The sequence below is a fragment of the Streptomyces sp. NPDC045956 genome, from assembly GCF_056430705.1.
Window position 1 is genome coordinate 22,666 of sequence record NZ_JBWKKZ010000014.1, and the last position, 13,003, is coordinate 35,668.

Annotated in this window: 11 protein-coding genes; 6 read left to right on the forward strand and 5 right to left on the reverse strand. The window is 73.3% G+C overall.

Going from position 1 to position 13,003, the window contains the following annotated elements; translation table 11 throughout:
* Positions 1–3 precede the first annotated feature (3 nt).
* Both AC07FV_RS30420 and AC07FV_RS30425 read right to left on the reverse strand, forming a co-directional pair.
* Positions 4–1,635, reverse strand: a complete 1,632-nt coding sequence (locus AC07FV_RS30420; protein ID WP_479090692.1) for an IclR family transcriptional regulator domain-containing protein — start codon at positions 1,633–1,635, stop codon at positions 4–6.
* 102 nt (positions 1,636–1,737) lie between these two features.
* Positions 1,738–3,030, reverse strand: a complete 1,293-nt coding sequence (locus tag AC07FV_RS30425) for a M6 family metalloprotease domain-containing protein (protein ID WP_479090693.1) — start codon at positions 3,028–3,030, stop codon at positions 1,738–1,740.
* A 303-nt stretch (positions 3,031–3,333) separates the two neighbouring features.
* On the opposite strand from AC07FV_RS30425, the gene AC07FV_RS30430 reads away from it, so the two are divergent.
* Entirely contained in the window at positions 3,334–3,987 is a 654-nt protein-coding gene (locus AC07FV_RS30430; RefSeq protein WP_479090694.1) for a TetR/AcrR family transcriptional regulator, read from the forward strand.
* A gap of 172 nt (positions 3,988–4,159) precedes the next feature.
* On the forward strand, positions 4,160–5,695 hold the full coding sequence (locus AC07FV_RS30435) for an MFS transporter (RefSeq protein WP_479090696.1): 1,536 nt from the start codon (positions 4,160–4,162) through the stop codon (positions 5,693–5,695).
* Between the two features lie 100 nt (positions 5,696–5,795).
* Here AC07FV_RS30435 and AC07FV_RS30440 read toward each other — a convergent pair whose 3' ends face one another.
* A complete protein-coding gene (locus AC07FV_RS30440) occupies positions 5,796–6,320 on the reverse strand; it encodes a MarR family winged helix-turn-helix transcriptional regulator (protein ID WP_479090698.1) in 525 nt (174 codons plus the stop codon).
* A gap of 127 nt (positions 6,321–6,447) precedes the next feature.
* Here AC07FV_RS30440 and AC07FV_RS30445 point away from each other — a divergent pair, with 127 nt between their 5' ends.
* Positions 6,448–7,233 (forward strand): dioxygenase family protein, encoded by a 786-nt coding sequence (locus AC07FV_RS30445; RefSeq protein ID WP_479090700.1) that lies wholly within the window; start codon positions 6,448–6,450, stop codon positions 7,231–7,233.
* A gap of 28 nt (positions 7,234–7,261) precedes the next feature.
* Here AC07FV_RS30445 and AC07FV_RS30450 read toward each other — a convergent pair whose 3' ends face one another.
* The gene (locus AC07FV_RS30450; RefSeq protein WP_479090702.1) at positions 7,262–7,780 is read right to left on the reverse strand and encodes an N-acetyltransferase family protein; all 519 of its coding nucleotides are present in this window, start codon (positions 7,778–7,780) and stop codon (positions 7,262–7,264) included.
* A gap of 229 nt (positions 7,781–8,009) precedes the next feature.
* Between AC07FV_RS30450 and AC07FV_RS30455 the strand changes: the two genes are divergently transcribed.
* Both AC07FV_RS30455 and AC07FV_RS30460 read left to right on the forward strand, forming a co-directional pair.
* Positions 8,010–9,008: a sigma-70 family RNA polymerase sigma factor gene (locus AC07FV_RS30455; RefSeq protein WP_356609031.1), complete on the forward strand. Its 999-nt coding sequence runs from the start codon at positions 8,010–8,012 to the stop codon at positions 9,006–9,008.
* Positions 9,009–9,509: 501 nt separating this feature from the next.
* Positions 9,510–10,244, forward strand: coding sequence for a TetR/AcrR family transcriptional regulator (locus AC07FV_RS30460; protein ID WP_479090704.1), 735 nt, complete (start codon positions 9,510–9,512; stop codon positions 10,242–10,244).
* A gap of 88 nt (positions 10,245–10,332) precedes the next feature.
* On the opposite strand, the gene AC07FV_RS30465 is transcribed toward AC07FV_RS30460, so the two are convergent.
* Positions 10,333–11,304: a helix-turn-helix transcriptional regulator gene (locus AC07FV_RS30465; protein ID WP_479090705.1), complete on the reverse strand. Its 972-nt coding sequence runs from the start codon at positions 11,302–11,304 to the stop codon at positions 10,333–10,335.
* A 62-nt stretch (positions 11,305–11,366) separates the two neighbouring features.
* Here AC07FV_RS30465 and AC07FV_RS30470 point away from each other — a divergent pair, with 62 nt between their 5' ends.
* Positions 11,367–12,887: an MFS transporter gene (locus AC07FV_RS30470; RefSeq protein WP_479090707.1), complete on the forward strand. Its 1,521-nt coding sequence runs from the start codon at positions 11,367–11,369 to the stop codon at positions 12,885–12,887.
* Positions 12,888–13,003: the final 116 nt, after the last annotated feature.

Sequence of the window (13,003 nt, forward strand, 5' to 3'; positions counted from 1 at the left end):
GGCTCAGGTCGTCGGCACCGTCCTGAACCGCCCCGCCACCCGCAGGTCCGCCTCGACGAGGTCGGCGGTGCGCCGCAGCTCCGGCAGGACGTCCGCCACACAGGACGCCGCGCTGCGGCGGGCCGCGTGCGTCGTCACGTTCACGGCCGCCACCACCCGGCCCGTACGGTCGCGCACCGGTACCGCGAGGGAGCGCAGACCCGCCTCCAGCTCCTCGTCGACCAGGGCGTGCCCCTGGGCCCGGACCTCGGGAAGGGCGCCGCCGGGCCGGCCGGCCAGCAGGACGCGCCCCGGTGCCGTCGCGTACGCCGGGCGCCGGGCGCCGACCGTGACGTGGGCGCTCAGCACACGGCTCGTGGACGCCCGGGCCGTGTACTGGATCTCCTCGCCCGAGTCCGCCAGGACGGCCAGGGAGGCCGACTCCCGGACGCGGTCGGCGAGGGCGGTCAGGTGCGGCTGGGCGATCTCGGGCAGGGACGTGCGGGAGAGCGGCGGGAACCCGAGGGACAGCACCCGGGGGGTGAGCACGAAGGCGCGGCCGGGGGCCGGTGCGACCAGCCCCGCGTGCTCGAAGGTGATCAGCGCCCGGCGTACGGTCGCCCGGGCCAGGCCCGTCGCCCTCGCGAGCTCCGTGAGGGTCGGCGCCGGCCGGCCCTCGCCGAAGGCGGTCAGTACGGTCAGCCCGCGGGCCAGCGACTCGACGAACTCCCTGCCCAGCTCCTGCTTCGACGCGCCCGTCCAGACGGCGAGTCCCGCGGGCGGCGGCCCGGGCTCCGGCGGCGGGGCGGTGCGCAGGTCCTCCTCCATCGCCGCGACGGCCGTGCGCAGCCGGGGGAGCAGGGCCGCCCGCAGGTCACCGGCGGTGTGGCGGCTGGTATGACTCACCACGCTCGCCACGCACGCCACCCGGCCGGAGCCGGAGCCGGAGCCGGAGCCGGGGTCGCGGACCGGGACCGACACCGCGACCAGGCCCGGTTCGATCAACTGGTCGTCCAGCGCCCAGCCGTCGGCCGCCGCCCGCGCCGTACGGTGCTCGAAGTCCTCGTCGGAAGCGGTGTGTTCCCGCGGAGGGACGGCCGGGAAGGTGCGGTCCTGCGGGTCCGCCGCCCGGCGCTCGTGCCAGCGGCGCCAGTCGGCCTCCGACCACTCGGCGGCGAACAGCGGGCCCGGCGCGGTGCGTTCGGCGGGGAGCAGGTCGCCGATGCGGAAGCTGAGGGACATCGCGCGGCGGCGGGTGGCCTGGTGGACGAAGCGGATGCCGTCGCGGTCGCCGACGGCGAGGGAGACCGACTCGTCCAGCTCGTCGGCCAGGGCGTCGGCCCGGGCGGACAGCAGGGCGGGCAGGCGCAGGGCGGCCAGGTAGGCGTTGCCCAGTTCGGTCAGGCGGGGGGCGAGGGTCACGTCCCGGCCGTCCAGGCGGACGTATCCCATGCGGGCGAGGGTCGCCGTGACGCGGTCGACGGTGGAGCGGGCCAGGCCGGTCGCCCTCTCCAGACCGCTGAGGCTGAGGGTGCCGCCGTCCGCCTCGGTCAGCCGGCGCAGTACGGCGAGGCCGCGCAGCAGCGGGGCCACCGCCTCGGCCGGGGCGGCGCCACCCTCGTCGCGCGGGGTGTCGTTCGTGGTGTGGGCGGGCATCGGCTCTCCGGTACGGCGATCGCGGCAGGCCTACCGTAATCCCGGCCGCCCCGGGCCCGTGCCGCACGGCGGCCCCGCGCCCGTACCGCCCGCCCCGGTCGGTCACCCCCGGGTGACCCGTACCTTGTGGTCGCCGTTCGGGTCCGCCGCCGACACCGTGATCGTGACGCCCCGGCGCGGGTCCTCGAAGGTCTCCCCCGGGGTGAAGGCGGCGTCCGAGAGTTCGGCGTGGACGTTCGGGCTGCGGGTGCAGCCGCCGCTGTCCCGGCGGGAGTCGTACACCGTCACGGGGCCCATCCCGGTGTCCACGTCCGCGTCGACCTTGTAGATCAGCACGCCCGGCCGGCACACCGTCTCGTCGTTGCCCTCCTGGGTGCGCAGCTCGACCGCGTACCCGCTGCGGCCGTCCAGCGGGACGACCACCACCTTGTCGCCGCCCCTGCGGGCCAGCGGCGTCAGCGTGTACTCCTTCGTGCCCGGCGCCGACGCGCAGTGCACCTGGGCGGGGTCCAGCCAGCCCAGCTTCCACTTGTGCCAGCCGAGGAGGTCGTTGTCGGCGCCCCAGTCCTCGCTCATGATGTCCCAGTGGCCGACGGCCCCGCCGCCCTCCTGGGTGTAGAGGTCGGGGAGGCCGAAGACGTGGCCGTTCTCGTGGGGGAGGACGCGGTAGCCGGTCTCGTCGTAGGAGCCCGAGCCGTCGTCCTGCCGGGAGTAGACGAAGGACGCGTTGGCCACCGGGACGCCGTCGGCGACCGGGGCCTCGGGGTTGCCGGCGAAGGTGACGGACAGGACGGTGTCCAGGGCGGACGGGCCCGCGTTGGGGGTGACCAGCACGTTCAGGAGGTCGTACGCCTGGAAGTCCACCTCCGCGTCGGCCTCCGCGACCAGGTCCTGCACCATCTCCCGGTAGCCGGGCTCGAAGGGCGCGCCCCGCTCTATGCCGTACTCGGCGAAGGACTTCGGCATGCGCAGCCAGTCGGGGACCGGGGTCTCGGGGCGGTAGTCGAGGCGGCCGTAGGAGCTGGTGCGGAACCACTCCGCGGTCTGCGGGAAGAACTCCGCGTACCGGTCGAGCGCCTCGCCCTCGCCGGGCGCGTCGGAGAAGTCGATCATCAGGGTGAGGGCGCGGACGGTGCCGGTGGAGCGGGCGTAGCCGGCGGAGGTGGGGATGCCCTCGGACATCTGGACCTCGGGGCCGCCGGTGATCATGCAGGGGCCGTGCGCGGAGGACCGGGAGAGGGCGGCCGGGCCGGGTCCCGCCGCCGTGGTGCCCGGCGCGAGCCCGCCGGTGCCGGCCGAGGTGCTGACCGCGAAGGTCACGACGGTGACCGTGGCGATCGCGGCCAGCCGGCGCGGGCGTATCCGACGGCTCGGCGGCTGCACCTGCGGCTGCATGCGGACCTCCCGGACCACGGCAGCCGCCGGACACCGGCTGCACCCTTTCGATCACCCTGTGCCGAGGGCGGAAGGGGCGCGCGCTGGAGGAGCCGATCGTGGGTTTCTCACCGGTAGCCGCCGAGCGGGGGACGGGGGTGGGGCGGGCGGTCCGGAGAGGCGCCGCGCGGTGTGACCCACGTCACGGTGTTTCTTTCCCGGTCGGGGAAATAACCGGGGATCGTTTCCCCGTTTAGCCAGGTGCCCGAGCGAAACGGGGACTTCCTCCCCGGATCGCCAGTCCCACCGCCCGAGGAGTACGCCGTGCAGACCGCAACCCCCGAGCAGCACAAGGTGACCCGGCCCCGCGCCGACGCCCTGCGCAATCGGGAGCGGATCGTCACCGCCGCCCGCGAGATGTTCGTCGAGCACGGCCCCGACGTGCCGCTCGACGACATCGCCCGCCGGGCCGGCGTGGGCAATGCCACGGTGTACCGCAACTTCCCCGACCGCGACGCCCTCGTCCGCGAGGTCGTCTGCTCGGTCATGGACCGTACGGCACGGGCGGCCGAGCTGGCGCTCGCGGAGAACGGCGACGCCTTCGGAGCGCTGGAGCGCTTCGTGCACGTCGCCGCCGACGAGCGGATCAGCGCCCTGTGCCCCATGGTCTCCAGCACCTTCGACCAGCACCACCCCGACCTGGAGGCGGCGCGTGAACGGGTCGAGCGGCTCATCGCCGAGGTCATGGACCGGGCGAAAGCGGCCGGTCAGCTCCGTACCGACGTGGGCGTGGGCGATCTGATGATCGCCGCCGCCCAGCTCAGCCGGCCCCCGGCCGGTACGGGGTGCCTGAGCGCCGACCGGTTCGTCCACCGCCATCTGCAACTGTTCCTCGACGGGCTGCGGGCCCCGGCCCGCTCCGCCCTGCCGGGCAGCGCCGTGACCATGGAGGAGCTGCGCCGCCCCTGCGACCGGTAGTTCCGCGACTCCCGACCCACTGAACAACCGGCGGACGGCGGCCACGAGGCCACCGCCCCGAGACCGGTCGTCCCTCTTACCTCGCAGTTCCCTTTACTCGCCGTTCTCTTCACTCGCAGTTCTCTGCGTCATCCGCTTTTTTCCGTCATGAAGTCCCGAAGTGGGTATCCCCATGTCTGAAACAGCCCTCAAGGCTCCCGGCGTCCCGGACGCCGGCCGCTGGAAAGCGCTCGTCTTCATCGCGCTCGCCCAGCTGATGGTCGTCCTGGACGCCACCATCGTGAACATCGCCCTGCCCTCCGCCCAGCAGGATCTCGGCATCTCCGACGGCAACCGGCAGTGGGTCGTCACGGCCTACGCCCTCGCCTTCGGCGGTCTGCTGCTGTTCGGCGGCCGGATAGCCGACCTGTGGGGCCGCAAGCGCACCTTCGTCACCGGCCTGGCCGGCTTCGCCGTCGCCTCGGCGCTCGGCGGCGCGGCCACCAACGAGGCGATGATGTTCGGCTCCCGCGCCCTCCAGGGTGTCTTCGGCGCCCTGCTCGCGCCCGCCGCGCTCTCCCTGCTCGCCGTGATGTTCACGGACGCCAAGGAGCGCGCCAAGGCGTTCGGCATCTACGGCGCGATCGCCGGTGGCGGCGGCGCCGTCGGCCTGATCCTCGGCGGTTTCCTCACCGAGTACCTGAACTGGCGCTGGACGTTCTTCGTCAACATCCCCTTCGCGATCGTCGCGGCGGCCGGCGCGTACCTCGTCATCCGGGAACCGCAGGGCAGCCGCAACCGCTCGCCCCTCGACGTCCCCGGCGTCATCCTGTCCACGCTCGGCCTGGTCGCGCTCGTCTACGGCTTCACCCGCGCCGAGTCGAACGGATGGAGCGACGCGGTGACGGTCGGCATGTTCGTCGGCGCGGCCGTGCTGCTGCTCGCCTTCGTGGTCGTCGAGTCGAAGGTCAAGGCCCCGCTGCTGCCGCTGCGCGTCGTCACCGAGCGCAACCGGGGCGGGATCTACCTCTCGCTGGGCCTCGCGATCATCGCGATGTTCGGGCTGTTCCTCTTCCTCACCTACTACCTGCAGATCGTGAAGGGCTACTCGCCGGTCAAGACCGGCTTCGCCTTCCTGCCGATGATCGCGGGCATGATCACGGGCTCCACGCAGATCGGTACCCGGCTGATGACCCGGGTCGCCCCCCGGCTGCTGATGGGACCGGGCTTCCTGGTCGCCGCCGTCGGCATGCTGCTGCTGACCCAGCTGGAGATCGACACCTCCTACGCCGCCGTGCTGCTGCCCGGCATGCTGCTGCTCGGCCTCGGCATGGGTACGGCCTTCATGCCGGCCATGTCCATGGCCACCCAGGGTGTCGAGCCGCGGGACGCCGGCGTCGCCTCCGCGATGGTCAACACCTCGCAGCAGGTGGGCGGTGCGATCGGTACGGCGCTGCTGAACACGATCGCCGCCTCGGCCACCACGTCCTACATCGCCGACCACATCGGCGGCGCCGCCTCCCGCTCCCAGCAGCAGCTGGTCCAGCTGGAGGGGCAGGTGCAGGGCTACACCAGCGCGATCTGGTTCGCCGTCGGCATCCTGGTGGCGGCCGCGGTGATCGCCCTGACCTTCGTCAACGCCGGGCGTCCGGGCGGCACCACCGTCACGGGTTCCGGTGCGGGCGACGCCGTCGAGGACGAGCTGCCGGTGCCGGTCGTCGCCCACTGACGCAGGGCACCGCACCCCTTCGGGTCTTCTGTTCCATCCGTGCGCAGGGGGAGGGGACGCCCCCGGCGCACGGCTCCCAGGACCTGCCCCGGCCGCGCGCTCAGCGCAGCCAGGGCAGGTCCGCGCCCGCTTCGCTGGGCTGAAGTCCCTCGGCGACGATCCGCATGATCTCGCCGAGGGACTTCTGCTGTTCGGGGGTGAGCCGGTCGAACACGGCCTGGCGCACGGCCTCCACGTGTCCCGGCGCGGTCTGCCCGAGCACCGCGTAGCCCTCGTCCGTGAGCACCGCGAACTGGCCCCGCTTGTCCGAGGGGCAGTCCTCGCGGCGCACCCAGCCGTTCTTCTCCAGTCGGGCGATCGCGTGCGAGAGGCGGGAGCGGGTGATCTTCGCGTACCGGGCCAGCTCCGTCATCCGCAGCCGCCGCCGGGGTGACTCGGCGAGCTTGACCAGCAGCCCGTAGTAGACGTGCGGCATCCCCGCGTCGCGCTGGAGCTGACGGTCGAGGTGGTCCTCGAGGAGGGTGGCGGCCTCGATGTACGAGCGCCAGACGCGCTGTTCCTCGGCGCTGAGCCAGCGGGGCTCGCCGGCGGAGGACGGGATGGGTGCCGTGTTCATGTATCCCATCGTACGGAACCACTTCTTGAAAGTTAAACAAAGAGCGGGTAGATTCGTGGGCAGTGAAGCTTGAGAGTTCAAGTAGCTTGCGTTCGAGCGGCTCTCGGCTTCGGAAGCAGCACTCTGGAGGAGCCCCATGTCCGCCGTCACCCGGGAGCGCATGCCCGCCCTCTATCTGAGCCACGGCGCCCCGCCGCTCGCCGACGACCCCGTCTGGCCCGGCGAGCTGGCCGCGTGGGCCGCGGCCCTGCCCCGCCCCCGAGCCGTCCTGGTCGTCTCCGCCCACTGGGAGGAGGCCCCGCTCGCCCTCGGCGCCACCCGGACCGTCCCCCTGGTCTACGACTTCTGGGGCTTCCCCGAGCGCTACTACCAGGTGCGCTACGAGGCTCCGGGGGCCCCCGCGCTCGCCGAGTCCGTGCGCAAGCTGCTGCGCGCTCCCGGCACGCCCGTGCAGGACGTCCCCGACCGCGGCCTCGACCACGGCGCGTACGTGCCGCTCGTCGAGATGTACCCCGGGGCCGACATCCCGGTCCTCCAGGTCTCCATGCCGACCCTCGACCCGGCGCGGCTCATGGAGATCGGCCGCAGGCTCGCGCCGCTGCGCGACGAGGGCGTGCTGATCATCGGCTCCGGCTTCTTCACCCACAACCTGGCCGCGCTCCGCCAGGGCGGCGTCCCCTCCTGGTCGGCGGAGTTCGACGACTGGGGCCGGCGCGCTCTGGAGAGCGGGGACGTGGACGGGCTGCTCGACTTCGCCCACAAGTCCCCGGCGGGCCTGCTCGCCCACCCGCGCACCGAGCACTTCGCCCCGCTGTTCGTGACCATGGGGGCCGCGGACGCCGCCGGCGAACTGGATCTGCGCAGGTCCGTGATCGAAGGTTTCTGGATGGGGCTGGCCAAGCGGTCGGTGCAGTTCGGCTGAGGGGGCGGGCAGGCGCGGGCCCGGCGCCCTACAGCGGCTTCTCGTACCAGGCCACGTCCCAGTACCGGCCGAACTTGCGGCCCACCTCGCGGTACGTGCCGACCGGGCGGAAGCCGAGGCGGGTGTGCAGCCGGACGGAGGCCTCGTTGGGCTGGGCGATGCCCGCGTAGGCGCGGTGCAGGTCCTCGCCCGCCAGGGCCTCGAAGAGGGACGTGTAGAGAAGGGTGCCGATGCCGCGGCCGCCGGCGTGCGGGGCCACGTAGACGGTGGTCTCCACGGAGGTCCCGTACGCGGGCTTCGCGCGGTAGGGGCTGGACGTGGCGTATCCCAGAATCGTCCGTGAGTCCGCGTCCGTGGCAACCCTCAGGCGGTACGGGCCGTCTTCAGGGTGGGAGAGCAGCCACGGGCGGCGCTCGCGCGGAGTGAACGGTTCGGTGTCGAACGTGATCGGCGTCTCGCGTACGTAGTGGTTGTAGAGGTCGGTGAGGGCCTCGAGGTCGTCCTCGACCCACGGTCTGACCTGGACCTCCGTACGTTCCGTCGGCATCGTGCCTCCCTGTGTGGCGGCACAGGGTACTGCATGATCAGAAAAATCGGAGGGCGCGCTGGGAATTCTGTCCGGTTTCCAGTCGTTGTTTCCATCGGATGCAGGGCACCCGAGGAGAGTCCCGAGAGAGACAGGAGCGTCCCGAGAGTGGATCGGGACCGGAGACGACCCCACAGGTGACCGACGTCCACAGGACCGCCCGCTGAACCACCATCGCAAGGGAGCACGCATGGCAACCCGTGCCGTCGCCCGTCGTAAGTCCGCCACCGGCGAGACGAGCGCCGCGGCAACCAGCGTCCGCGCCAACGGCGGCGAGCTCGCCGACCGCGATCTGGTCGGCATGTACCTCGACGAGATCGCGCGCACACCGCTGCTCGACGCCGCCAAGGAGGTCGAGCTCAGCCAGACCATCGAGGCGGGTGTGTTCGCGCGGCAGGTCCTCGAAGGCTACGAGGAGACCGGGGCGGACGCCACCCGGGAGGAGCTCCAGGCCCTGATCGACGAGAGCGAGCGGGCGAAGGACGTCTTCATCCGCTCCAACCTCCGTCTGGTCGTCGCGGTCGCCCGCCGCTACCCGCGCAGCGGCCTGCCGCTCCTCGACCTCATCCAGGAGGGCAACGCCGGCTTGGTCCGCGCGGTCGAGAAGTTCGACTACCGCAAGGGCTTCAAGTTCTCGACGTACGCGACCTGGTGGATCCGCCAGGCCATCACCCGGTCCATCGCCGACCAGTCCCGGACCATCCGGCTCCCCGTCCACCTGGTGGAGGAGCTGGGCAGGATCCGGCGCGTGCAGCGCGAGTTCAACCGCGAGCACGGCCGCGAGCCGGAGCCCGCCGAGATCGCCGCCGAGCTGGGCTCGACGCCCGAGCGCGTCACCGACGTCCTCGACTGGGCCCGCGACCCGGTCTCGCTGAACATGTCGGTGGACGACGAGGGCGAGACCCAGTTCGGCGACCTGCTGGAGGACACCTCGGCCGTGTCGCCCGAGCAGTCGGTGATGACGCTGCTGCGCAGCGAGGAACTCGACGACCTCATCGGCCGCCTCGACCCGCGCACGGCCTCCATCATCAAGATGCGGTACGGCATCGACGACGGCCGCGAGCGAACGCTGACCGAGGTCGGCAAGGAGCACGGACTGACGCGCGAGCGCATCCGGCAGATCGAGAAGCACGCGCTGCTGGAGCTGAAGAAGCTGGCCCGCGACACCGGCTTCGAGGCGGCGGCGTAGCCAGGACGCGGCACGGCCGGCGGCACCGCTCGCGACGATCCGCCGCCGGCTCCCGTGAGGGAGGGGTCGTGGCGTGATGCGTGGGGCGCACGCCGGTGGCCGAACCCCGCGCAAACATGGCCGTACAACGCTGCTTCAACCGGCGGGGGCCCGGGAAAAACTACTCCGGGCCCAGCGGTCCCGCCCCGGACCACCGCCTCGCGGACCCGACTTCGGGCCACCCAGGACCACGTCCCGACGCACTCCCCCCGGCGCCGGGACTCTCCCGAGCCGGGCTCGGCGCCCCTTCCCCCCGGGGTGCCGCAGCCCGGCTCCCTCCGTGCGGGAGCGCTGACCTGCCGCGCACCGTCCGCGCGGCGAGGCGGGCGGCGGCACGCAGGCAGCACCGCGGTGGGGCGGGACGCACCGGGCGGCGTACCAGGGCGGCGGGACACCCCGGACCTGAACCCCGGGGTGGCCCGCCGGATGGCAGATTCTGCCACAGCGGCATAGCCTGCCGACGTGAGCAGCTCCACCCCCGCATCGTCCGGCCCACCCGTCCCGTCCGCCGGTCCGAGGCCCTTCGCCTCCTCCCCGCCGTCCGCCCCCGGTTCCGGGGCGCTCTCCCTGACCGAGCGGCGCAAGGCCGAGACCCGGATGGCCATCGCCCGCGCGGCGGCCCGCCTCTTCGTCGGGCAGGGACTGCGGGCCACCCGGGCCGAGGACATCGCCCGCGCCGCCGGCGTCGCCCCGCGCACCTTCTACCGCTACTTCGCCACCAAGGAGGAGGCCGTCGCCCCGCTCTACGCGCTGGGCGCCGAGCGCTGGGCGGCGGCGGTGCGCGAGGCGCCCGCCGGGCTGACCCCGTCCGAGGCGCTGGAACACGCCGTGCGGCACACGCTGACCCCGGGCGCCGGCGTCTCGGCGGCGTCCTGGGAGTGGGCCCGCACGCTCATCCGGCTGGCCGAGAGCAGCCCGGCCCTGCGCAAGGTGTGGGCGGAGGTCTGCCACACGACGGAGCGGGCCCTGGTGGAGGTGCTGGCCGAGCGGATGTCCGGCGGCGACGACAACGTTGCCGCGCATCTGAGGACCACGCCCGAACTGCACTTCGGCGCCGCCGTCGCGGGGGCGGCGGTGCGGGTGGCGGTGGAGCGCTGGGCGTCCTCCCCCGACGCCGCCCGGAGCCCCCTGGAGCCGGCCCTGCGCAACCTGGAAGGCATGCGGGGGTTCGCGTGGGAGCCCGGCCCCCGAACCTAGACCGACGGCGACGGCAACGGCGACTGGGGCTGGGGCGTGGGGACCCGCGGTGCCCTCCGCGCCCCCGCGGGTCGCAGGCCCTGCGCGGTCACGGCCCCTCCGCCGCCCTCGCCAACCGCGCCCCCAGCCCTCGTACGCACTCCACGAGTTCCACCGGCTCCCGCACCCGGAAGTCCACGTCCAGCATCGCCAGACGCAGCGCCATCCACTCCACCGAGTCGGACACGGTCGCCCGCAGGACGCACGACGCGCCGTCGTCCCCCGCCTCGGGCGCCCCCAGCCACTGCGGGAGGCGCGCCGCGACGACCTCGGCCGGGGCGTCGAAGGCGACCACGATCCCGTACGAGCCGCTCTGCCGCTGCATGGAGCGCCGCAGGTACTCCGCCGCGCTCCCGGTCGGCAGCTCGCGCGGAGCGAACCGCGCCCCGGTCGCCGACGGCTCGCTCACCCGGTCCACCCGGAAGGTCCGCCAGTCCTCCCGGTCGAGGTCGTAGGCGACCAGGTACCAGCGGCGCCCCGTCGACACCAGCCGGTACGGCTCCGTCACGCGCCGCGACCCGGTGCCGTCCCCCGCGCGGTAGGCGAACCGCAGCCGCTCCCGCCCGGCCACCGTGGACGCCATGACGGTCAGCGTCTCGGGGGCGATGCTCGGGCCGTCCCCGCTGGTCAGCGGAGTCGTCGCGGCCTGGAGCGTGGCCACGCGGTGGCGCAGCCGCGACGGCAGCACCTGCTCCAGCTTGGCCAGCGCCCGCACCGACGCCTCGTCCACGCCCTCCACCGCGTGCCCGGCGCCGGCCCGCAGTCCGACCGCGATCGCCACCGCCTCCTCGTCGTCGAGGACGAGCGGCGGCATCGCCTTGCCGGCCACCAGCCGGTAGCCCCCGTCGGCGCCCATGGTGGCCTGCACCGGGTAGCCCAGCTCGCGGAGCCGGTCGATGTCCCGGCGGACCGTGCGACGGGAGACCCCGAGCCGGTCGGCCAGCTCGCCGCCGGGCCACTCGCGGGGTGTCTGGAGGAGGGAGAGGAGCGTCAGCAGCCGGGCCGGAGTATCCGTCGTCATGATGCCGAGGATGCCGCACATCTAGGACCGGAACTGTCCTACTGAAGGCATAGCTTCGCCCCATGACCTTCTCGCACACCCCGGATTCCGCCCCGGCCCGGCAGGCAGCCGGCGACCGCCGTCGCTGGTTCGCCCTCGCGATCGTGATGACCGCCGCCTTCATGGACCTGGTCGACGTCACCATCGTCAACATCGCTATCCCGTCGATCCAGCGGGACGAGGGCGCCACCTTCAGCCAGATCCAGTGGATCACCGCCGGCTACGCCCTCGCCTTCGCCGCCGGTCTGATCACCGGCGGACGGCTCGGCGACATACACGGCCGCAAGCGGGTGTTCCTCGTCGGCATCGGCGGCTTCACCGTGGCGTCCGCGCTGTGCGGCCTCGCCGTGAACCCGGAGATGCTGGTCGCCTCCCGCATCCTCCAGGGCGCCATGGCGGCGCTGATGGTGCCGCAGGTGCTGTCGATCGTGCACGCCACCTTCCCGGCGCACGAACGCGGCAAGGTGTTCGGCCTGTTCGGCGCGATCGTCGGACTGGGTGCCGTGTCCGGCCCGCTGCTGGGCGCCCTGCTCACCGAGTGGAACCTGTTCGGGCTCGAGTGGCGGCCCATCTTCCTCATCAACCTGCCGGTCGGCGTTGCCGGACTCGTCCTCGGCAGCCGCTACATCACCGAGTCGAAGGCGCCGCGCGCCCTCAGGCTCGACCTGGTCGGGGTCGCCCTGGTCACCCTCGGTCTGCTGATGCTGGTCTACCCGCTCACCCGGGGCCGTGAGCTGGGCTGGCCGCTGTGGGGGTACCTCTCGATGGCCGGCGCGGTCGTGGTCCTCGCGGTGCTGGTGGCCTACGAGCGGCGCAAGAGCGCCCGGGACGGTTCGCCGCTGGTCGAACTGTCGCTGTTCCGGGTGAAGAGCTTCGCGGCCGGTATCGCCGTGCAGACCGTGTTCGGCGTCGCGCTCGGCGTCTTCTTCCTGGTGTGGACGCTGTACATGCAGGTGGGGCTCGGCTGGAGCCCGCTGCGGGCCGGACTGACGGGCGTGCCGTTCTCGCTCGCCGTCTCCGTGGCGGCCGGGGTGTCGGTGCAGAAGCTGGTGCCGCGCTTCGGACGCAAGGTGCTCCAGGCGGGCGCGCTGGTGATGGCGGCCGGCGTCCTGCTCTACATCTGGGAGTCCGATCACTACGGCCTCGGCGTCACGTCCTGGCAGATGGCGCTGCCGCTCGTCGTCATGGGCGTCGGCATGGGCCTGATCGTCGCCCCGCTGACGGACGCGGTGCTGTCCCAGGTGCCGCGGGAGCACGCCGGGGCCGCGTCCGGGCTCATCAACACCGTGCAGCAGATGGGCAACGCGCTGGGGCTCGGCCTGGTGTCGGTGGTCTTCTTCGGCACGATGAGCGACCACCTGGCCCCGGCCCGCGTCGGCCCGGCCTACGCGGACGCCTTCGAGAACGCGCTGGGCTGGGTGGCCGCGGTCATGGCCGTGATCTTCCTGCTGATGTTCGCGCTGCCCAGGCGGCCGGCCCAGCACGTGGAGGGGGCGCCGGACACCACGGTCCCCGCGCCGAAGAAGGAGCCCACGCTGATCTGACCACCGCGTCCCCGAGGGCGGGGGGGGGGGGGGGGGGGGGGGGGGGGGGGGGGGGGGGGGGGGGGGTCCGCCCCCTCTCCTCCTCCCCTCCCTCCCCCCTCCTTGTTTCCCCCCTC

Coding starts and splice junctions, on each gene's coding strand:
- AC07FV_RS30420 (WP_479090692.1), bottom strand. CDS start 1,635: ATGCCCGCCCACACCACGAACGACACCCCGCGCGACGAGGGTGGCGCC.
- AC07FV_RS30425 (WP_479090693.1), bottom strand. CDS start 3,030: ATGCAGCCGCAGGTGCAGCCGCCGAGCCGTCGGATACGCCCGCGCCGG.
- AC07FV_RS30435 (WP_479090696.1), top strand. CDS start 4,160: ATGTCTGAAACAGCCCTCAAGGCTCCCGGCGTCCCGGACGCCGGCCGC.
- AC07FV_RS30440 (WP_479090698.1), bottom strand. CDS start 6,320: ATGGGATACATGAACACGGCACCCATCCCGTCCTCCGCCGGCGAGCCC.
- AC07FV_RS30445 (WP_479090700.1), top strand. CDS start 6,448: ATGTCCGCCGTCACCCGGGAGCGCATGCCCGCCCTCTATCTGAGCCAC.
- AC07FV_RS30450 (WP_479090702.1), bottom strand. CDS start 7,780: ATGCCGACGGAACGTACGGAGGTCCAGGTCAGACCGTGGGTCGAGGAC.
- AC07FV_RS30455 (WP_356609031.1), top strand. CDS start 8,010: ATGGCAACCCGTGCCGTCGCCCGTCGTAAGTCCGCCACCGGCGAGACG.
- AC07FV_RS30465 (WP_479090705.1), bottom strand. CDS start 11,304: ATGACGACGGATACTCCGGCCCGGCTGCTGACGCTCCTCTCCCTCCTC.
- AC07FV_RS30470 (WP_479090707.1), top strand. CDS start 11,367: ATGACCTTCTCGCACACCCCGGATTCCGCCCCGGCCCGGCAGGCAGCC.